This window comes from Cellulosimicrobium sp. SL-1 (assembly GCF_011033075.1).
Taxonomy (GTDB): Bacteria; Actinomycetota; Actinomycetes; order Actinomycetales; family Cellulomonadaceae; genus Cellulosimicrobium; species Cellulosimicrobium funkei.
This window is the reverse complement of the sequence record NZ_JAACJC010000013.1, coordinates 72,780-94,826: the sequence shown is the minus strand read 5'-3', so window position 1 is coordinate 94,826 and position 22,047 is coordinate 72,780. Positions and strand designations below refer to the sequence as shown.

6 protein-coding genes are annotated in these 22,047 nt (G+C 72.3%); all 6 read right to left on the bottom strand.

From position 1 onward, the window contains the following. Window positions 1–260: 260 nt before the first annotated feature. Window positions 261–2,837 (bottom strand): immunoglobulin-like domain-containing protein, encoded by a 2,577-nt coding sequence (locus GWJ10_RS18535; RefSeq protein ID WP_163188861.1) that lies wholly within the window; start codon window positions 2,835–2,837, stop codon window positions 261–263. 123 nt (window positions 2,838–2,960) lie between these two features. Then, complete coding sequence (locus GWJ10_RS19930; RefSeq protein WP_163188860.1) at window positions 2,961–7,898, bottom strand: family 43 glycosylhydrolase; 4,938 nt, start codon at window positions 7,896–7,898, stop codon at window positions 2,961–2,963. A 224-nt stretch (window positions 7,899–8,122) separates the two neighbouring features. Then, on the bottom strand, window positions 8,123–10,537 hold the full coding sequence (locus GWJ10_RS18525) for a family 43 glycosylhydrolase (protein WP_163188859.1): 2,415 nt from the start codon (window positions 10,535–10,537) through the stop codon (window positions 8,123–8,125). A gap of 152 nt (window positions 10,538–10,689) precedes the next feature. Continuing rightward, the gene (locus GWJ10_RS18520) at window positions 10,690–13,587 is read right to left on the bottom strand and encodes a family 43 glycosylhydrolase (RefSeq protein ID WP_163188858.1); all 2,898 of its coding nucleotides are present in this window, start codon (window positions 13,585–13,587) and stop codon (window positions 10,690–10,692) included. Between the two features lie 156 nt (window positions 13,588–13,743). Beyond that, window positions 13,744–17,922 carry a beta-L-arabinofuranosidase domain-containing protein gene (locus GWJ10_RS18515; RefSeq protein WP_163188857.1) on the bottom strand — a complete coding sequence of 1,393 codons (4,179 nt, stop codon included), beginning with the start codon at window positions 17,920–17,922 and terminating at the stop codon, window positions 13,744–13,746. A gap of 208 nt (window positions 17,923–18,130) precedes the next feature. After that, window positions 18,131–22,012, bottom strand: a complete 3,882-nt coding sequence (locus tag GWJ10_RS18510; RefSeq protein ID WP_163188856.1) for an alpha-L-arabinofuranosidase C-terminal domain-containing protein — start codon at window positions 22,010–22,012, stop codon at window positions 18,131–18,133. Window positions 22,013–22,047 lie beyond the last annotated feature (35 nt).

The following is a 22,047-nucleotide window of genomic DNA, read 5'->3' as shown; positions in this document are numbered from 1 at the left end:
CCGGGGCGGGCACCGCTGGGTCGCCCCCGAACCCGACTGGACGGGCGTCCAGTTCACGGACATCCTGCCATCCTGGACGCTCGAACTGAACACCCGTCCAGTTTGTTCACCCACGCGACGCGCCCTCGTCGACAGGCGGGCACGGCTCGGCCCCCGCCGCTCCGCGGAGCGACGGGGGCCGAGCCCGGACCCGGGCCGTGCCGGCACACCACCCGGGGGTCCGGCACCCCCGGCCCGGCCGAGGCCGGACCGGGGGACGGTCAGGCGCAGTCGAGCGCGTCGACCGCCGCCTCGCGCGTGGCCGTCACCTCCCGGCCGTCGAGGGTCGCCACGCCGGTCACCGTGACCGTGCCCGCCGGGACCGCCGTCGTGCGGGCGGCGAACGACTGGTACGCGTTCTTCCCCGGCGCGACGTCGGCGACCGTCTTCTCCCCGTACGGCGTCGTGAGCGTCAGCGTGACGGGGACGTCCTCCCCGTTCGTCGCGCGGACCGCGACGTACGCCTTCCCCGCGAGGCAGCGCGGCGCGACCTCGACCGCGAGGTCGAGCTCGGGCGCCGGCGGCTGCTCGCCGTACGCCGCGAGGAGCGCGGCGTGCTCGGCGGCCGTGATCGGCAGGACGGTGCCGTGGCGCGGGCTGCTCGGCAGGTGCGCGTCGACCGACGTCCACACGCCCGAGTCGAGGTCGGTGGACTCGAGCGGCAGGTAGCCCTGGCCGCCGTGATAGCTCGGCTGGTCGACGAAGAGGTACCACTTCTCCTCGGTGTTCGACCTGAAGACGGTCGGGCCCTCACCCGCGGTGAGCGTGCCGCCCCACGGGTTGGGCTGGCCGTAGCCGATCTTCTCGGCGACGAGGTCCCAGTCGGTCGAGCGCAGGTCCGTCGACTTCTCGAGGCGCGGGATCATGTAGGCCTCGTCCTTGGTGAACCGGTAGTACGTGCCGTCGTGCTCGACGATCGACGAGTCGATCATCCCCAGCCCGTTGCCGCGCTTCTCGTCGATCCACACCTGCGGCTCGGAGAACGTCACGAAGTCGCGCGTCGTGGCGTACATCATGCGCTGGTAGGAGTCGGCGATGCGGCGGCCGTCGGTCGACGTCGTCGGGTAGAGCGCCGAGGCCCAGTAGACGATGTACTCGCCGCGCTGCGCGTCCCAGAACGCCTCGGGCGCCCACGTGTTGCCCGCGTACGCGCTCGACACCGTGACCATGCGCTGGTCGGACCAGTGCACGAGGTCGGTCGACTCCCAGATCATCAGCGCGCGCGACCCGCGCTCCTGCGCGTTGCCGAAGTCGTTGCCGCCGTAGATGCGCAGGTCGGTCGCGAGGAGGAAGAACCGGTCGCCCTCGGGCGAGCGGATGATGAACGGGTCGCGCAGGCCCTTCTCGCCGAGCGTCGACGTGAGCACGGGCTCGCCGTCGTTGAGCTCGACCCAGTCGAGCGGGTCGTTCCCGTTGCTCGCGCTGAAGTAGACCGACTCGCCGTCCGCGGTGCTCTCGCCCTCGAAGTACGGGAAGAAGTAGCCCTCGTAGTCGGCCGCGGCGGGCAGCGGGCGGACCGTCGCGTCGTAGGTGTGCGTCGCGGTCGCACCGTCCTTCGTCGCCGTGACGGTGAGCCGCACGACGGCGGCCGGCTCGCCGTGGGCGGGCCGCGTCACCTCGCCCGTGGCCGAGACGGTCGAGGGGTCGGAGCTCTCCCACGTGAGGGCGGAGCCGTTGGCCCCCTCCGCGGGCAGCGTGAGGTTGCCGCGCACGTCGTCGAGGTGCGGCACGACGACGTGGCTCGCGTCCCACGCCACGGCCTCGGCGGGCGCGAGGTGGGCCAGGACCGTGACGTCGATCTGCGCGGTGCGCGCGACCGCGCCGCGCGTGACGAGGGCCGTGAGGGTCACGGTCGCGTCGTCCTCGCCCGCGGCGGGCCGGGTGACCTTCCCCCTGGCGCTGACGACGCCCGCGTCCGACGACGTCCACGTGACGAGCGAGCCCTGCGCCCCCGTGGCGGGCAGCACGAGGTCGGCGGTGACCGCGCTCGTGTCGCCGAGGTCGAGCGCGGCGAGGTCGGCGTCCGCGGCGGCCGTGGAGGTCCGGGCCGCGAGCTCGGCCGCCTCGGCCGGGCTCAACGCACGGTCGTAGAGGCGGAAGTCGCGCACCTGGCCCTTGAGGTAGCGGTCGCCGGAGTAGAGCGAGCGGCCGACGTAGTTCGCGGTCGTCTGACCGCCGCCGATCTGGCCGGGGTCGGTCGTGACGTTCGTGGCCTGCTTGACCTGCACGCCGTCCTCGTAGAGCGTCGCCGTCGTGCCGGAGAGCGTGTACGTGAGCGTCTTCCAGACGCCGCGCTGGAGGTTCGCGCCCTTGGTGACGGTCTGCTCGGTGGTCCAGCTCCCGGTCGCGATCGACGTGCGGTACGCGTTGCCGGTCGTGAACAGGTAACCGTTGCCGTTCGACCCGCTCGTGTTGCCGAGCCCGTAGACGAAGTACGGCGTGCCCTGGTCCTGGCTCACGAGCACGTCGAGGCTCACGGTGGCGTCCGTGAGGCCCGCGAGCAGGTGGTCGGGCAGGTCGACGTAGTCGTCGGTCCCGTCGAGCGTCGTGCCGTCGGCCGTCGTCGTGCCGCCCACCACCGCGGCCGGGCCGAACGTCGAGCCCTCGGCGCGGTTCGCCGTCGTGCCGCCGGTCGTGCTCGCGGCGTCGAGCGGGTACCACGCGACGAGCCCGTCGTCGGTGGGGCCGCCGACGTCGGCCGCGGCCGGCGCCGCGACGGCGGCGGCGAGCGTCGTGGCGGCGAGCGCCCCCACGAGCCCGGCGGCGAGCGCCGAGCGTGCTCGATGTGTCAGGTCCATGTCGTCCTCTCCTCGTCGAGATGCAGGTGTGTCGCGAGGTAGAGCCCCGGTCCCGCGAGGTAGAGGCGTGGTCGTGACCACGCCTCTACCTCGGCTCACCGGGGCTCTACCTCGGGGGGGTCGTCAGCCGCAGGGGTGGGCGTCGTAGGCGATGTCGTAGGGCGTGGTGACCGGGGTGCCGTCGAGCACGGCCGTGCCGGTGACCGTCACGGTGCCGGCCGGGACCGACGTCGCCCTCGTCGCGAACGACTGGTAGGCGTTCGCTCCCGGGGCGACGCCCGCGAACGTCCTCGTGCCGTACGGGGTCGTGAGGGTGACGTCGGCGGGCACGTCGCCCGCGTTCGTCGCCCGCACCGCGACGTAGACCTTGCCCGCGAGGCACCGCGGGGTGGCCTCGACGGTCAGCTCGACCCGGGGCGCGGGGGCGACGTCGACCGGGTCCACGCTCTCGAGCGTCGGCACGACCTTCTGGATGAGGCCGTCCTCGCCGAACGTGAGGCGGTCGATCGTCGTCTCGCGGTGGGTCCCGTCGCCGCCGGGGATCGCGAAGCGGTGGTAGGCGATGTACCAGTCGTCGGTGCCCTCGACGTTGAGGATCGAGCTGTGCCCGGTCCCGAGGATGCCCTGCGAGGCGTCCTTCTCGAGGATCACGCCGCGGTACGTCCACGGGCCGTCGATGCTGTCCGACGTCGCGTAGCCGACGCGGTAGTTCTCCGAGCCCGTGTCGTCGATCGAGTACGTGAGGTGGTAGACGCCGTCCCGGTAGTTGAGGAACAGGCCCTCGCGGAAGTCGGTCAGGCCGGGGATGCGTCGCAGCGTGTCCTGCTTGATCGACGTCATGTCGTCGTCCAGCTCCGCCATGACCGGGCCGTTCGACGGCCCGCCGTTGCCCCACAGGAGCCAGTACTTCCCGGTCTCCGGGTCGCGGAACGCGGCCGGGTCGATGGCCTGGCCGGACGTGACCGCCTCGCCGTTCGTGATCATCGCCGTCGGCTGCGCGGTGAACGGCCCCTCGGGGCTGTCGGCCACCGCGACGCCGATCGTCTTCCGGTCGTACGTCGGGTTGTGGCCCGAGAAGTAGAACCAGTACTTCCCGTCCCGCTCGATGATCGTGGGCGCCCACGCGTTGCCCGTCGCCCACGGGACGTTCCCGTTCGCGCCGTCGAGCGTGAGGAAAGGCCGCTCCGAGCGCTCCCACGTCACGAGGTCGGTGGACTTCCACACGTAGAAGTCCTTGCCGCCCCAGCCCGGCGTGCCGTCGGTCGTGGCATAGAGGTAGAACGTGTCGCCGAACTGCGCGATGTTCGGGTCGGCGTACGTCCCGGGGAGTACCGGGCTGCCCATCTGCTTGGCCTGGACCGTCCACGTGCGCGACGACCCGTCCGGCCCGGTCACGGTGTACTCCACGGGCTGCGTGAGGTCCTGCACCGAGCCGTTCCCGGGCGTGACGGTCGCGCGCGGCGAGACCGTGAGGACCGGCGCGAGCGCGGAGACGTCCGTGCCCGGCACGACGGCGAGCGTCACGGTCGAGCTCGCCCGGTCGACGATCGCGGGGACCTTGAGCGCGTCGAGCTCGGCGCCCGTGACGGCCGTGTGGTCCGCCCCGACCTGGTAGACCTCGTCGGCCGTGAGCGCACGGTCGTAGACCCGGAAGTCGCGCACCGAGCCCTTGAGGTAGCGGTCGCCCGAGTACAGGGAGCGGCCGATGTAGTTGGCGAGCGTCGAGCCGTTCCCGATGTCCTTCGGGTCGATGGTGACGCCGGTCTGGCGGCCCACCTCGACGCCGTCCTCGTAGAGCACGGCCGTCGTGCCGGACAGGGTGTACGTGAGGTGCTTCCACACCCCGCGCTGGAGGTTCGCGTTCTTCGTGACGGTCTGCTCGGTGGTCCAGTTCCCCGTCGCGATCGACGTGCGGTACGCGTTGCCCGTGGTGAACAGGTACCCGTCGCCCGCCGTGCCGCTCGTGTTGCCGAGGCCGTAGACGAAGTACGGCGTCGCCTGGTCCGTCGCGACCTTGACGTCGAGCGCGACCGTGACGTCGGTGAGCCCGGCGAGCAGGTGGTCGGGCAGGTCGACGTAGTCGTCCGTCCCGTCGAGCCGGACGCCCTCCCCGGTGCCGGAGAAGGCCGCGCCGTTGGTCAGCGTCGCCGGGCCGAACGACGACCCGGGCGCGGTGTTCGCCGCCGCCGTGCCGCTCGTCTCGTCGAACGCGTACCGCACCACGAGGCCCGGCACGTCGGCCGTCACCTCGACCGCCACGTACGCGGTGCGCGACCCGTCGGCGGTCGTCGCCGTGACGAGCGCGTGGCCCTCGCCGACGCCCGTCACGACGCCGTCGGCCGAGACCGCGGCGACGTCCGCGTCGTCCGACGCCCACGTGATCGCGCGCGCCGTCGCGTTCGCGGGCGTGACGGTCGCGGTGAGCTGCCGCGTGCCGCCGACGCCCACCTCGAGCGACTCGGGGGTGACGCTGAGGCCCTCGACGGGGACGACGTCGTCGGTCACGGTGACGACCGCGCGGGCGCGGACGCTCACCCCGCCGCCGAGCGTGCCCAGCACCTCGAACGAGCCCGCCTGCGCGTACGACGCCGGGTCGACCGCGTCCCACGTGACATCCGCCGAGCCCGTGGAGCCGTCGGCGAAGCGCGCCGTGACGCTCGCGGGCAGCACCGGCGCGGAGCCGGTCTGGACGGTCACGGCGACGTCCTCGACGGACTCGACGAACGCGTCGGGCTGGTACGTGCGCAGCAGGCGGTCGTACTCGGCCTGCGTCACGGGGAGCACCGTGCCGTGGCGCGGTCGCGACGGCATCTCGTAGTCGGTGGACATGGTCCACTCGGCCGCGTCGAGCGAGGTCGACTCGAACGGCACGTAGCCGCGGCCGCCGAACTCGTCGATGAAGAGGTACCACTTCTCCTCGGTGTTCGACTTGAAGATCGTCGGGCCCTCGCCCTGGTTGATCCCGCCGCCGAGCGAGTTCGCCTTGCCGATGCAGTCGGTGATGAAGTCGTAGTCCGTCGAGCGCAGCTCGGCCGCCTTCTCCGCGAGGATGAACTTGGAGCACGGCGTGGACGACGTGTTGTTCCGCTCGTCCTTGGTGAACCGGTAGTACTGGCCGTCGTGCTGCGTCACGGTCGAGTCGATGACCGAGTAGCCCGGGTCGACCCACACCTGCGCCTCGCTGAACGTCACGAAGTCGCGCGTCGTGGCGTACATCATCCGGTTGTAGGTGTTGCCGGTGTGGTCCGGGTCGTCCTCCGCGTAGAGCTTCGAGGCCCAGAACACGACGTACGCGCCGATCGTCTCGTCGTAGTACGCCTCCGGCGCCCACGTGTTGCCCGCGGTGTCGGGCGAGACCTGCACGAGGCGCTGGTCGGTCCAGTTCACGAGGTCCGTGGACTCCCACACCATGATCGACTTCGAGCCGGTGCGCTGGGACGCGTCCCAGTTCCCGTTGCCGTAGATCTTGAGGTCGGTGGCGATCTGGTAGAACTTGTCGCCCTCGGGCGAGCGGATGACGAACGGGTCCCGCAGGCCCTTCTCCCCCAGCTCCGACGTGAGGACGGGCTGGTTGTCGTTGAGGTTCTGGTACTTCAGCGGGTCGTTGCCCTGGCTGAGCCCGAAGTAGACCTGCTCGCCCGTGGCGGTGCCCTCGCCCACGAAGTAGGAGAACAGGTAGCCCGCGAGGTCCTCCTGCTCGGGCAGCGGCGGCACGTGCGCCGCGAGCTCGCGCGTCGCGGTGGCCGCGCCGACCGTCACCGTCGCGGTGAGGGCCACGGTCTCGGCGTCCTCGCCGTGCGCCGGGCGCGTCACCTCGCCCGTCGGGGTGATCGTGCCCGACGACGACTCCCACGTCACGCTCGCGCCGTGCAGCCCCGTGGTGGGCAGCGTGAGGTTGCCGCGCACGTCGTCGAGGTTCGTCACCTCGAGCGCGGCGGCCGCGGCGTCGGCCTTCGCCTGGTCGCCGTCGCCCGGCAGGACCGTGACGTCGAACGTGCGGGTCGCGGTCGCGCCGCGCAACGTCACCGTGGCGGTGAGCGTCGCGGTCGCCGGCTCGTCGCCCGCGGGGCGCGTCACCGCGCCGCTCGCCGAGACGACGCCCGCGTCGGAGCTCGACCACGCGACGGCGGAGCCACCGACGCCCTTCGCGGGGAGCACGAGGTCCGTGCCGACGGCGCTCGTGTCGCCCAGGTCGAGCGCGGCGGCGTCGGCCGTGACGGCGTCCTGCGCGGCGTCCGACGCGAGGTCGGCGACCTCCTGCGCGGTGAGCGCGCGGTCGTAGAGCCGGAAGTCCTTCATGCGCCCCTTGAAGAGGTTGTCGGCGGCGTAAGCCGACTTCCCGAGCGCGTTCGCGGTCGTGGTGCCGCCGCCGATCGCGCCGGGCGTGATCGTCACCGCGGTGTTCTGCCCGACCTGGGTGCCGTCCTCGTACAGCCGCGCCGTGCCGCCCGCGAGCGTGTAGGTGACGGTCTTCCACACGCCCCGCTCGAGGGCGCCCGCGGGGGTCTTGGCCGTGTTCTGCTCGCGGCCCCACGCGAGGTCGGAGATCGTCGCGCGGTAGTTCGCGTTGCCCGTCGAGAACAGGTAGCCGTTCCCGGACTGCGGGGTGCCGACCGCCGGGTTGCCGAGGGTGTAGAAGAAGTAGTTGCCGCTCAGCGACGTGTCGACCCACACGTCCGCGCTCACCGTCACGGCGTCGTAGCCGGCCAGGAGGTCGTCGGGCAGGTCCACGTGGTTCGCGCCGCCGAACGTGAGGCCCTGTCCCGCGCGCCACCCGCCGCCCGTGCCGACGAGCGCGGCGTCGAGGCCGTGACCCGACGCGTCGTGCGCGACGGCGCCCTCGGTCTCGTCGAGCGGGAGCCAGAGCCGCAGACCGTCCGTGGTCGGCTCGGCCGCGGCGGGGACCGGTGCGGGCGCCGCGGGCATCGGGCCGGCGGCCGCCGCGCCCACGGGCGCGAGCGGGGCGACGAGCGCGAGGCCGAGCAGCGCCGCGAGCGAGCGGCGTCGGCGTCGGGCGCGGGGCTCCGCGGGCGTCGGGGGTGGTTCGTGGCGTGAGGTCATCGGTGACTCCTCGTCGTCGTGCCCGGCGTCGGCGCCGGTCGCGGGTCCGCCGTCGGACGCGCGTGTGAACGCTAACATGTGAACGCAAACATGCCTAGGGACCCCGAGACCGACAACGATGTCGAAAAGCGCGTGAGGACTCCCGGGCGCACCCGGACGCCGACGGCGGCCCGCACCACCGGGTGGGGTGCGGGCCGCCGTCGGGCAGTGCTGGTCGTCCGGTGTCAGCCGCAGGAGAGATCGCCGTAGGCGGCCTCGTGCGCGGTCTCGACCGTGACGCCGTCGAGCACCGCGGCGCCCGTGGCGGTCGCGACCCCGGCCGCGAGCGACCCGGACCGCGTGGCGAACGACTGGTACGCGTTCGCCCCCGGCCCGACGTCGCGCACGACGCGCGTGCCGAACGGGGTGACGAGCTCGACGTCGGCCGCGACGTCGGCGAGGTTCGTCGCGCGCACCGCCACGTAGGCCTTGCCCGCGAGGCAGCGTGCGGACGCGGTCACGTCGAGCTCGACGGCCGGGCCGGCGGCCTCGGCCGCGAACTCCCACGTGTCCACCTCGACGAGGTCGACGCCCGCGGGGCCGGCGAACGTGAAGTACACGTCGTGGACGCCGCTCACGCCCTCCAGGGCGGCGGTCACGTCCGCCCACTCGCCCACGGGGGTGTCGAGGTCGAGCGTGCCGACGACCGCACCCTCGCGGTCGTCGAGGCGCACCTCGACGGTGGCGCCCTCGACGAGCGGCTTCACGCGCGCCGTGACGCTCGCGGCACCGTCGCTGAAGTCGACCGACGACAGCGCCGACCAGTCGTCGGCGTCGACGTCGCGGACGACGAGGTTCGGCGCCTGGTCGCCGAACTGCGCCGAGCCGCCGTCGACCTTCGCGGTCGTGAGGCCCTGCTGCCACGCGAACGTCTCCGCCTCGAGCACCTGGAACGGGTCGAGGTCCTTGACCTGGTCCACGCCCGCGTAGTCGCCGACGACCTGCTGGACCGTGCCGTCCGCGTTGAACGTCAGCTCCTGGATGTGCGGGCTGCGGTAGCCCTGCGTGGTGCTGCCGTTGATGCGCTTGTTGAGCGTGGGCGCGTGGTACGTGAAGTAGTACTTGCCGTCCAGCTCGAACACCGACTGGTGGTTGTTGCCGCCGGTGCCCGCGCCGAAGAACTGCGACTGGTTCGGGAACATCACGCCGGCGTACGTCTCCTTGGGGAACGACATCGGGTCGTCGGAGATCATGTAGCCGATCTGCCCGCCGCCCGGGTACCCCGGGAGCGTGGCCTGGTTGCCGCCGAAGTCGTTGCCGCCGAAGTGCGACGAGTACGACAGGTAGTACTTCCCGTCGCGCTCGAAGACCTGCGCCGCCTCGAACGCCACGGGCGCGTCCACGACGGCCGCCGTGCCCTGCGTGGAGACCATGTCGTCGCCGAGCTCGATGACGCGGATGTTCTTGGGGTTGTTGAACCGCTCCGCCGCGGGCATCGACGTCGACGCCGGGCCGCCGCCGAAGTAGAGGTACGCGCCGTCGTCGGTGACGAGCGGCGCCGGGTCGAACTTCCAGGCCACGGCCTCGGCGCCCGGGGTGCGCCCGTCGATGAGCGTGCTGTCGCGCTCGCTCGTCCACGGCCCGAGCGGCGAGGCGCCCGTGATGACGTTCGACGACCCGCCGCCGTTGGCGTAGTAGAGGAAGTACTTGTCGACGCCGTCGACCGTCTTCTTCGCCACGCCCGGCGCCCACGAGTTGTTCGTGAAGGGCGCGACGCCCTGCGGCCCCGCGACCTGGATCTCGCCGTGGTCCGTCCAGTTCACGAGGTCCTCGGACGAGATGAGCGTGATCTGGTTGATGCTGCCGTAGTTGATCTGCGGCGAGACGCCCGTCACCGGGTCGGGCGCGTAGCCCTGGGTGTCGTTCGTCATGTACATGTACACGCGCCCGTCCTCGACGAACCCGAACCCGTCGGCCCCGAACTTGTGGGAGATGAGCGGGTTGTGCTCGCCGGGCAGCTTGCCGAGCACCTCGATCGTCTTCGAGGGTGGTCCGGGCGGGGCCGCGCCGACGACGGAGACGTCGTCGAGCACGAAGTCCATGAGGTGCGTCGCCGGGTCGGCCGACGGGTTGCTCGTCCACGGCGTCTCGAAGAACAGCCGCGCGGTGCCGACGTTCTGGTCGGCCGGGATCGTGAACCGGCCGTCGAACGTCGCCCACTGGCCCTTGGTCGCGGTGACGCTCACCAGGTTCGTGTACGTGCCGCCGCCGTAGTGCATCGTGGCGAAGAACTGCTTGGTGGCCGGCGCTGCGGCGGCGTCGTACCGGATCTTCGCGGTGAGCTCGTACGTCTCGCCCGCGCGGACCTTGCCGCTGAGGTCCTGCATCGGACCGGAGCCGGTCGTCGCGCGCTCGGTGGTCAGTGCAGCGGCCTCGCCCGCGAACGCCTGGTCGGTGGTCGACAGCACGGCCTTGTCGGTCGCGTTGCCGTTGTTGACGAACCAGCCGGTCGTGCCGTCCTCGAAGCCGCCGTTGACGACCAGCTCCTCGTCCGCGGCGTACGACGGCAGCGCGGCGAGCGACGCGGAGAGCAGCGTCACGAGCGCGGCCCCGGCGACGGCGCCGCGCAGGCGACGTCGTCTGCGGTGGTGCGTGTCCATGGATCCTCCTCGATCGATGTGGGTGTCCTGCGCGTCCGCGCGCCTCGCGCGGACGGTCGTGCCCGACGGCGGTCCCCCGCCGTCGTCCTGCGTCCTCCCTCCTCGCGCGCCCGACCCGGCGCGGCCTGCGCGGCCGCCGGGTCGGGCGCGGGTCAGCGGCCGAACGGCACGGTGCGGGTCGTCGTCGCGGCGTCGGTCGAGCGCGTGACGGTGACGGTGGCCTCCCCGGCCGGCGCATGCGGCCGTCGCGTCGGGAACGCCTGGTAGGCGCTCGCCCCCGGTCGGACGTCGGCGAACGTGCGGCTGCCGTACGGCGTGGTGACCACCACGTCCACCGGGACGTCCTCCTCGTTCACGACGCGCACGGCGACGTAGTCGGTGCCGGCGAGCGCGCGCAGGCTCGCCTCCGCCGCGAACGCGACGTCCGGGGACGTCGTCGGCTCCAGCGACGCGACGGCGAGCGCGAGCGCCCGCGCGGGGGCGTCGGCCTGGTTCTGCGTCGACGGCGCGGTCGTCGACCGCGCCCAGGCGAGGGCCTGCTCGACGGCGGCCCACGACTCGGCCGTGTGGTCCGCCGGGTCGAGCCCTTCGGCCTCGGCGACGACGGCGTCGAGCGCCGTCCGGTCGGCGCCGCCGTCGGCGTCGAGCACGTCGCTGAGGAGGAAGTGGTCGAAGTCGACGTGCCCGCCGGTCTGCTCCTTGGCGTAGGAGAAGAGGCCGAACCGGTAGCCCATGAAGTGGGACAGGCTCCAGTCCATGACGAGCGGCCCCTGGCGCGGCCCGAGCGGCTGCCACGTCCGCCCGTCGAGGCTGTAGGAGTACTGCACCCAGAGCTGGCCGTTCGGCGAGGCGAAGTCCGCGTCCGCCTTGAGGTGCACGTCCGTGCGCTCGCCGAGCGGGACCTGCGACCCGGGGACGAACGACTCGACCGCCTCGCGGTCGATCGTGTCGGTGAACGGCTGGAGCCGCGTGACGAGGCCGAGCGTGCGCTCGCCGTCGACCTGCTGGACGCCCGCGTACGCGAAGCTGCGACCGTAGACGGCCAGGCCGGCGACGTCGCCGTCGAGCATCCCCGACACGTCGAGGCGGGTCTCCGCGGAGGCCGTCGGCCCGAAGGTGCGCTGACCGAGCGTGTTGCGCGCCTCCTCGAGATAGGTGAGGTCGCGCCCGGGCGCCTTCGTGTACTCCGCCTCGCCGGTCACGACGTGCCCGTTGGTCAGGCGCAGCCAGCCCTCGCGCTCGGTGAGGGACCAGTACCGGTTGTCCGGCGCGTGGTTCCACTGCCAGGCGAGGTCGAGGTCCGAGCCGTTGTACGACACCTCCTCGAGCGTGGGCGTCTCGACGGCCGGCGCGCGGCCGACCACGGACACGTCGTCGAGCAGGTACTCGACGCTCGACGACGGCGGCTGCGGGTTGCCCCACGGCGTCTCGACCGCGAGCTTGAAGGTCCGGACGTCCGCGTCCTGCGGGACGGTGTAGGTGCCCCGCACGGTCGTCCACTCCCCCGGCGTGGCGTTCGCCCACGCGAGCGTGGTGACGCCCGCGCCCCAGTCGCCGACGAGGTTGAAGCGGACCTGCGCGGGCCCGGAGAGGTAGCGGACCCGGGCCGAGACCTCGTACGTCACGCCCGCCTGGATCTTCCCGCCGAGCTGCTGGTTCGGCCCGGAGCCGTTGAGCGTCCGGCCCGCGACGCGCAGCGCGCCCGTGCCCGACGCCGCGCCGCTCGTCTCGCGCGACAGCGTCGCCCCGAACTGCGCGGCCCACGGGGCGGTCCCGGCGTCCTCGAACCCCGGGTTGGCGACGAGCTCGACGCCGAGCAGCGACTCGTCGTACGTGGGCGCGTCGGGGACCTCCCAGACGGTGTCGCTGAACGCGCGGTGCTCGGCGTCGTTCGCGAAGTCGTCGGAGGCGACGATGCTCTTCAGCCGCTCCCGGCGCTCCGTCGCCGGGTCCAGCACGATCGGCTTGGCGAACGTGTCGCCGACACGGACGACGCCGTCGTCGCCGAACGTCGGCCAGCCGTCCTCCCACGTCGCGGGGATGAGCGCGGGGATGCGGCCGAGAGGGTAGGTGTCGCGGAAGAACATCCCCCACCACTCGTAGCCGCCCGCGCCGTCGGGCACCTCGACCAGCCCGCCCTGCGCGAAGCCGTCCGAGTTCAGCGCGCTGCGCGCCTCGTACGGGTTCGAGCCGTCGGCGGTCTCGTAGCGGCCCAGCAGGTGCGGCGAGCGGAAGAGCACCTCCTGCCGGTTCTGGCCGCTGGGCCACGTGATGATCGCGACGTAGTACTCGCCGTCGATGTAGTGCACCTGCGCGCCCTCGAACAGCCCGCCGACGAACGGCTCGCCCGCGTAGTCCGCGGCGCGGAAGATGTTCGGGAAGTCCGCCTCGATCGCGGTGAGGTCGTCGTTCAGCCGGACGGCGCTCGTCGCGCCCGAGCCGTAGAAGATGTAGGGCGTCCCCCCGTCGGCCTCGTCGAAGAACAGCGACGGGTCGTGGAACCCCCGGCCGAGCGCGGTGCGCTCCCACGCGCCGTGCTCGACGTCGTCCGTGCGGAAGAGGTACGACCCCCCGAGGTCGTTGGTGTTGAACACCACGTAGAACGTGCCGTCGCGGTAGCGCAGCGAGGACGCCCACTGCCCGTTGCCGTAGCCGTTCTTCCCGTTGCGCAGCGACGACACGTCGCCGACGCCGAGACGGTCGTAGACGTAGCCGACGATCTCCCAGCTCACGAGGTCGTACGACTTCATGATCGGGGCGCCGGGCGCGAGGTGCATCGTCGTGCTGATCATGTAGTAGAGGTCGCGGCCCTCGTCGTTCTCGGCCGCGGGGACGCGCGTGACGCTGATGTCGGGGACGTCGCTGCGCAGGAGCGGGACGTCGTAGGTCCCGTCGCCGCGGTCCGTCGTGGTCAGCCCGGTGAGGGCGGTCGCCGCCGGGGGCGCGTCGTCGGCCGTCGCGGTGGCGTGCGCCGCGGGCAGGCCGGCCCCGAGCGCCAGCACCCCCGCCACGATCGTCGCTGCGGCTCGTCGTCTCCGGTGCCTGCTCATGTCGTTCCTCCTCGTCGAGGTCCTGCTGCTGTCGTGGGTTCATGCCGGGGATATCGATGTCGGTACCGATATCGACTGACGCCGCGTCGCCGTGGTGCGGCGTCCTCGCGGCCCGTCGGACCGACCGCGAGGACGCCGGTGCGGCGCGCGGGTCGCTCAGCCGCAGGTGCGCGGCTCGATGTCGACGTCGTGCCTCGTGGTGACCGGGGCGCCGTCGAGCACCGCCGTCGCGGTGACCGTCGCGGTGCCGGCGGGGACCGCCGTCGCGCGCGACGCGAACGACTGGTACGCGCTCGCGCCCGGGGCGACGCCCGTGGACGACCTCTCCCCGTACGGCGTCGCCAGGGTGACGTCCACCGGCGTGGCGCCTGTGTTCGTCGCCCGGACCGCCACGTAGGCCCTGCCGGCGAGGCAGCGCGACGAGACCTCGACGTCAAGCGGGACGACGGCCGTCGCCCCCGGCACGATCTCGACCCGGTAGGTCGTGGCGGTCTCGTGGTCCTGCGCGACGCCGACGACCTCCACGGTCCGGGCGCTCCCGTCCGCCGGGAGCGGCACGACGCGACCCTGCGTGTCGTCGATGAGCACGCCGTCGACGCGGACCAGGCCGCTCGGCACGTGCGGGTCGGCGTCGAGCACGACGCTCGTCGTGCCCGCGGGGACGGTGAGGGTGTAGTCCGTCACCGCCGGGTCGAACGCAGGGGCGAGCGACCCGGTGTCGAACGCGAGCGCCGCGAGCCCGGGCGTCGCGTCGTACGACGCCGCGCGGTCGACCCGGACGCCGAACACGCCTCCGGCCCAGCCGCCCGTCGCCTGGAAGCGGACGGTGACCACGGGGATGCGCTCGCCGTCCTCGTCGAGCACGTACTCCCCCGCGCTGTCGACCTTCCAGCGCGTGCCCTCGCCGATCTCGAGGTACTTCGCCGGGAGCTGCGTCGTGTCGACGTAGAACCCCTGCTCGTCCTTGGTCGGGGCGTTCGCGACCGTGGTGATCGTCTTCAGCTTCTCGTCGTTCACGTACAGGTCGAACACGCGGCCCTGGTCGCCCGAGTAGAGCGTGACGCCCAGGTGGTTCGACGCCGAGGCCGGGTCGACCATGAGGTCGTAGCTGAACCAGCCCGTGCCGTTCGCGTGGCGGAACTGACGGCCGGAGAACGTCCCGACCGACGACCCGCTCTGCTGGAGGTTCTTCGCGTTCTCGAAGTTGTTGTTGTCGAAGCTCGTCAGGCTGTCGACGGTGCGGTCGGCGTCGCGCAGCTCCTGCTTGGCGCGCAGGATGCGCTCCTGCGACGCGGCCGAGTCCGGCTCGTCGAGGTGGAGGTAGAGCCCGTACGTCACGTCCCAGTTGGTGTGGTGGGGCGTGAAGACGAGGTCGCCGCCGTCGGCGGTGTTCCGCAGCTCGAGCTGGACCCGACCCTCGGCGTCGTCCTCGACGCGGACGAGGTTCTCCGCGATCCGCTCCTTCCACTCGTCGGCGCCCATGTTCGCGGCCGTGATCGTCGTCTGGGCGTCGGCGTCGCGCGTGGACGAGCGGACGAGGATGCCCGTGCCCTGCCACGCCGGCTCGGGGACCTCGCCGAGGTTCGCGGAGAGGACGACGGGCCCGTACCGGAAGGCCACGAAGTACGGGTTGTCCGGGGTGTCGACGACGGACGCCGCCATCGGCATCGTGTACCGGACCACGTCGCCCGCGGCGACGGGCAGCACGACGTACCCGCGCGACGCGTGCGGCTCGACGGCGGCGCCGTTCACCTCGACCGCGGGCTCGCCCGCGATCCACGACGGCACGCGCAGGCGCAGCGTCGCGTCCTCGGCGACCGCACCGCCGTCGAGCGCGTCGACGCGGAAGGTCACGGTGTCCTCGTTCGGCAGGTTCGCCTCCTGCGTGAGCCGCAGGTTCTGCTCCACGTGCTCGACCGTCGAGGAGAAGAACATGTTGACCCACACCGAGCCCTGGCCGGTGAAGTAGATCGAGTCGCCGAGCTTGGAGAAGCTCTCCATGCCTGTCCCGGTGCAGCACCAGAACTCGGTGAACGGCAGGTTGTAGACGCGGTGGTAGCCCGACGCCATGGGGTTGAAGTACGTCGTCGTCCCGGTCTCCGGGTTCTGCGACGCGAGGATCGTGTTGATGAACGCGTTCTCGTAGTAGTCCGCGTACCGCACGTCCTTGCTCAGGGTGAAGAGCTCGCGCGCGAGCTTGAGCATGTTGTACTCGTTGCACGTCTCGGCCGTCTCGGCGTTGCGCGCGGTGCCCTGCTCGTCCGCGCGCTCGTGCAGCGACCCGGGCGCGTGGAAGTGCTCCGCCTGGCTGTTCGCGCCGGTGACGTAGGTGTGGTCGCGCACCACGATGTCGAAGAAGTTCTCCGCCGCCGCGAGGTACATCGGCAGCTCGTCCTTCTCGGCGGGCGTGAGCAGGTCGTAGTAGGCGGGGTTCTGCGTGAACACCTGGTAGCGCTTGAGCGCGCCGAGCAGCTTGGGGATCTGCGTGTTGGCGTGCTTGCCCGGCAGCACGTCCTGGCCCGCGGCGAGCTGACGGAAGAACGTCACCTCGTCGAACGCCTCGGCCGCCTCCTTGATCCGGACGTCGCCCGTGAGGTCGAACAGCTCGTACAGCGCCTCGTTCATGCCGCCGTACTCGGTGCGGAGCATGACGTCGGTGCTCGGCAGCTTCGCCACGCGCCCCTGGACGTAGAGCCCGAAGTCGGTCGCGACGGCGAGCGCCTGGTCGCCGACCGGGCCGTCGACGTGCTCGGCGACGTCGAGCAGCCCGGCGAGCACCTTGTGCAGGTTGTACCAGGGCACGATGACGTTCTCGTCCGACGTCCCGGTGCCCTGCACCTGGTCGAGGATCGACTCGCGGAACGCGGAGACGTACCCGGCCGAGCCGGGGTGCGCGGCGGCGTACGCGTCCTGCACGCGCGCGAGCCCGCCCACGCCCTCCTCGATCTCGGTGAACAGCGCGTCCTTCGTCGCCTCGTCCTGCGTCGAGGACCACGACATCGCGAGCGCCGAGAGGTAGTGGCCGAACGCGTGGCCGCGGAAGTTCACGGCGTTGCTGCGCTCCCAGCCGCCGTACCCGGCGGCCGTGGTCGGGGTCAGCCCGCCGACCTTGTAGAACTCGTAGAGGAACGTCTCGGAGTCCAGGCTCAGCAGGTACTCGTGCTCCTTCGCGGCAGCGTTCTGGAGGAAGTCGTCGGAGAGCAGCACCGACGGCAGCGCGGCCTCCTCGAGCGGCGTCTCGTCGACGATCGCGGGCACGACGACCTCGAGGTCGCGCGTCACCGGCTCGCCGTCGAGGTAGCGCACCGTCGCGGTCAGCGTGACGTGCGCGTCGTCCTCCCCGATCGCGGGCCGGACCACGGTCCCGTCGGTCGCGACGACCTCGGGATGCGACGACCGCCACGTCACGGTCGACCCGCGCGAGCCGGTCGCCGGGAGCACGAGCGCGACCGTCGCGCGCTCCGGCAGGGACAGCGTGTCGGCGTCGTCCTGCGCGATCGCGTCGCGGTCCACCGTGCGCCCGCTCTCCTCGTACAGCCCGACGACGTCGCCCAGGTCCGCCACCGCGTCGTACAGGCGGTAGTCGTCCAGCGCGGCCTTGAGGTAGGCGCCGTTGTACTGGGGCCCGTTGAACCCGATCGTCTTCGGCAGCGCCGGGTCGGAGCCCAGGACCCCCGTCGCGTCGCCGGCGACCGCGCTGGCCACCGTCGACGGGACCTGCTCGCCGTTGCGGTAGAACGCGACGGCCTTCGTCGCGTGGTCGTACGTGACGACGACGTGCGTCCACTCGTCCGCGGGGAAGAACGCCGCGCGGTCGGAGCTCGCGACCCGCACCTTGTACGGCTGGCCCGACGCCGGCCCCACCGACAGCGCGAGCGGCACCGTGTCCGACTCGGACGACAGGTACCAGCCGTCGGAGTTGTAGGCCCGCTTGTTCCACGTGATGACGTGCTCCCCGGACAGCTTCCCGCTGGGCTCCACCCAGAACGAGAGGGTCAGGTCCTCGGGCTGGAGCGCCGTCGACGACCCGAGGTCGAGGTACGTGCTGCCGCTCAGGCGCAGGGCCTGCCCCGCCCCGTCGACGCCGTCGACGTAGGAGAAGCCGGTCGGCGCGGAGCCCGTGTGGCCGCGCAGGGCCACGGGGTGCGCGAGGGGGCTCGCGTCGGCGACGTCGCCGTCGAACGCGAGGTCGAGGACGGGCGCGGGCAGGGCGTCGGCCGCGACGGCGGACGGTGCCCACGCGGTCACGGCGAGCGCGGCGGCGGCCGCCACGGCCGCCAGCCGGGCCACGCCGCCGGGTCGACGGCGGACGCCGTCGGTCGGTCGGGGGTGCATCGGTGCTCCTCTGGTCGGCGCGGGCGTCGTCGCCCGCGCGTCGAGACGTGCGGTGTCGTGCGATGTCGTGCTGTGGCGGCCCGCGCGGGGAGCGCGGGCCGCGCCCTCGTGGCCCGCCGGACCGGCCACGAGGGTGCCTCCTGGCCGAGGTAGAGGCGTGGTCGTGACCACGCCTCTACCTCGGCACCTGCGGTGCTACGTCACGAGGTCAGCCGCAGTCGAGCGCGTCGTAGGCGACGTCGACGGTCGAGGTGACCTGCTCGCCGTCGAGCGTCACCGTGCCCGTCACCGTCGCGTTGCCGGCCGGGGCCGACGTCGCGCGCGCCGCGAACGACTGGTACGCGTTCCTGCCGGGCGCCACGTTCGCGAACGCCTTCTGCCCGAACGGCGTCGCGAGCGTCACCGAGACCGGGACGTCCTCGCCGTTCGTCGCGCGCACGGCGACGTACGCCGTGCCCGCCAGGCAGCGCGGCGCGACGTCGACCGCGAGGTCGAGCTCGGGCTCCGTGTCGGACGCGTGCAGCCGGACGAACGTGATCGAGTACGCGGGGAACTCGTAGGAGAACTCCTCCCCCACGCCCGTGAGCGTCCGCTCCACCGGGACGACCCGCTCCGGGTCGGCCTTGGTGTTGGTGTCCGACGGCGCGCCCACCATCTCGGTCACCGTCGCCTGGTCCGCGATGCCGTCGGAGCCCTCGACGTGCACCTGCGTGCGCGCCGCGGTCGCGGTGGGGTTGACGACCTTGACCACGACGTCACCCGTCTCGTCGTCGCGCGTGACGACCTGGTAGAGCGACTTGGTCGACGGCTGCTCGTAGGACATCTGGAGCTCGCCGTCGAGGTAGAGCTCGATGGTCGAGCCCTCGACGACGACCTTGACGTGGTACGGCTGACCGGCCTCGATGCTGTGGTTCTCGACGGCCTGCACCTCGTTGGCGCTCCCGCCCGACGCGCGCTGGAGGGCCTGGCGCGTGTTGTTCCACCCGCCGAGGTTCCACCAGTAGTAGTCGTTCGGGCCGCCGGCGGCGAAGCCGACGAGGAAGCCCTCCGCGCCCGACGTCTTGCGCGCGTCGAGCTCGAGCGTGTAGCTCGACCAGTCCTTCGCGTACGCGCCGGCGACGATCGACCGGGCGTCGGTGACGTTCGTCGCCGACTGGACGTAGGCGCCGTCCTGCGCCGCCCACGTGCCCGACTGCGGCTCCCACTGCGACGCGCCGGACTCGAAGTCGTCCGCGAAGAGCACGTCGCCGCTCGCGTTGTCGGTGACGCGCACGTTGTCGTACTGCGCGGCCGTGTTCCACGTGGAGAGGAAGACACCGCCGTCGAGCGTCGCGTCGGCGGGCGCCGGGCCGGAGTGCGTGCTGGGCACGACCTCGTCGCCCGCGTTCGCGGAGAACAGCTGCTGGACGTAGTAGTTCACCGAGCCCCAGGACTCGTCGTTGTCGAACCAGATCGCGTCGGGCGACCACTGGACGTACGACTCGTTCGCGAGCAGCGGCGCGTACGACGCGAGCCGCACGACGTCGGAGTTGCGCTCGAGGCCCGTCATGAAGGCGGCCTCGGACAGCGCGTTGGCGAACGTGTTGCCGCGCGACGCGTACTCGCCGAGGAAGACGTGCGGCCCCTCGCGGTCGTAGGAGTCGTAGCGCTCGTCGTTCTCGAGGAACCACTGCGGGTCGTTGTAGTAGTGCTCGTCGACGAGGTCGACGTCCTGCTCGCGGTTGAACTCCCACAGCTCGTCGAAGCGCTGGCCCGTGTCGTCCGGCCCGGAGTTCGAGATGATCTGGACGTCCGGGTAGGCGGCCGCGATCGCGTCGCGGAACGCCGGGAAGTTGGCCTCGAACGTCTTCGTGTTCTCCTCGTTGCCGAGCCCGACGTACTTCAGGCCGAACGGCTCGGGGTGGCCCAGCTCGGCCCGCACGGCGCCCCACTCGGTCGTCACGTCGCCGTTGGCGAACTCGATCAGGTCGACCGTGTCGTCCACCCACCGCTGGATCTGCGCGGGGTCGGTCATCTCGGGGATGGTGCTGCCGCAGCCGTTGGCGCCGACCGACACCACGGGCAGCGGCGTCGCGCCGAGGTCCTCGGCGAGGAGGAAGTACTCGAGGTACCCGATGCCGTAGGACTGGTTGTAGCCCCAGAAGTTCCAGTTGGTCGCGCGCTCCTCGACCGGGCCGATCGTCTCCTTCCACTGGTACGTGCGGCGACGGTCGGTGAAGCCCGACTCCTCGTACGTGCGGAACGTGCCGACGTTCGTCACGCAGCCGCCGGGGAAGCGCAGGAACTGCGGGTCGAGCGCGTCGATCTTCTCGGCGAGGTCCTTGCGGAGCACGGACTTCCCGTTGACCGGGCCGACCCACGTGTCCTGCGGGAAGAGCGACACCTGGTCGAGCGCGAGCGTGCCCGCCGCGCCGGAGAGCAGCGCGAGCCGCCCGGCGTTCGTCGTGCCCGTCGCGGTGAGCGTGACGTCGTACCTCTTCCACGCGTTCGAGCCGTCGACGGCGACCTGGCCGGTCGCGTACGCCGTGGTCCCGGCGGCGTCCTCGACGCGCACGGTGACGGTCTGCGCCGTCGCCGACCGCGCCCAGACGGAGAAGTCGTAGGACTCCCCCTCCTCGACGAACAGCCCCGTGTTGTACCCGGCGTTGCGCACCCCGGCGCCCGCGCCGGTCGTCGTCAGGTTGAGGTAGTTGCGGTTCGTCGCGTTGAGCCGCCCGGCGTCGTTCACGACCTGGGTCGTCGCCGTCGCGCCGCCGCGGTTCGCGGCGCTCCACGCGGTGAGGCCGGTGAACGACCCGTTGTCCTGGTTGCTGAACTCGAACGACCGGTTGCGCACGAGCTCGGCGTACAGGCCGCCGTCGGCCGCGTAGTTGATGTCCTCGTAGAAGATGCCGTACAGCTCGTCGCTCATCTGGGTGCGCTCGCCCGCGAGGTCCACGGTGATCTCGTGGTCCGCGCTCGTGGCGGGCGTGATCGTGAGCTTCGTGGCCGCGTCGCGCGGACCGAGGACGAGCGCGCCGTCGGAAGCGCGCACCCCGGCGTACCGCTCGGGGTCGGCCGCGCTGCGCAGCCAGACCGTGCCGCCGCCCGCGTCGGTGAGCCGCAGCGCCGTCGCGTCCGCGCCCGCGGCCCCGAGGGAGAGCCGGGACGCGCCGGAGACGACGACGGGCCGGTCGCCGACGGCGAGCGTCACCGGGGACGTGCCCTCGGCGCCGTCGACCGCCGTCGCGGCGAGCGCGACGGTCGTCGCGGGGCGCTCGTCGTCGAGGACGAGGCCGTCGTCGGTCGCCACGATGTACCGGGCGTCGCCCGGGCCCGCGAGCGTGAACGTGCCGTCGGGCACCTGGTCCGCGCCCTCGGCGGCCTGGACCGCGACGTAGTCGAACGCCGCGGTGTGCGCCGCGCCGCTCTGCGCGGCGAGCGCGTAGAGGCCGACGTGCGTCGTCGGGAAGTCGACGGTCACGGAGCCCGCGGGCTGCCACGCGGTGCCGTCCCAGAAGCTCGTCGCGATCGTGTCGCCGGTGCGCTGCATGCGCAGCGTCTCCCCGGTGGAGCCCGGGCGGTCGGTGAAGGCCGCCGCGCTGAAGACGCCGCCGGTCTCGACGTCGTTCTCGATCGCGCGGCCCGACGGCGAGAGGTCACCCACGAAGGTCAGGCCCGACCGGACGTAGTTGTCCATGTCCTGCCACGCGACGAGGCCGGCGCCCTGGTAGACGGAGGTGACGGGCGCCTCGAGCCGGGTGACGACGGTGAAGTCGCCCGCCGGCACGTCGAGCAGCACGACGTTCTTCGCGCTGTTCGCGTCCTGGTACGTGTCGCCCGGCTGCGAGGTCAGCGTGAGCTTCCCCCCGCCGACGGACAGCGCCTCGGGCACGGGGTTGACGACGGTCCAGGCCGAGCCGAGCGCGGCGTCGTCGAACGTGTCGACCCATGCGCCGTCGGGCAGGTCGGGCTCCGCGGCGGCGGCCGGCAGCGACGTCGCGAGCGCGACCGTGCCGACCATGCCCGCCACGAGGGCGACCGCGACGGACCGGCGGCGCGCCGGTCTGCGCCGGGGCGTGGGGAGGGACGGGTGAACAGACGTTTCCATAGGGCTTCCTCTCATCGTCGAGAGACACGCACCGT

Excerpts from the sequence above, each read along its gene's own strand:
- GWJ10_RS18535 (WP_163188861.1), bottom strand. The coding sequence starts at position 2,837 with ATGGACCTGACACATCGAGCACGCTCGGCGCTCGCCGCCGGGCTCGTG.
- GWJ10_RS19930 (WP_163188860.1), bottom strand. The coding sequence starts at position 7,898 with ATGACCTCACGCCACGAACCACCCCCGACGCCCGCGGAGCCCCGCGCC.
- GWJ10_RS18525 (WP_163188859.1), bottom strand. The coding sequence starts at position 10,537 with ATGGACACGCACCACCGCAGACGACGTCGCCTGCGCGGCGCCGTCGCC.
- GWJ10_RS18520 (WP_163188858.1), bottom strand. The coding sequence starts at position 13,587 with ATGAGCAGGCACCGGAGACGACGAGCCGCAGCGACGATCGTGGCGGGG.
- GWJ10_RS18515 (WP_163188857.1), bottom strand. The coding sequence starts at position 17,922 with ATGCACCCCCGACCGACCGACGGCGTCCGCCGTCGACCCGGCGGCGTG.
- GWJ10_RS18510 (WP_163188856.1), bottom strand. The coding sequence starts at position 22,012 with ATGGAAACGTCTGTTCACCCGTCCCTCCCCACGCCCCGGCGCAGACCG.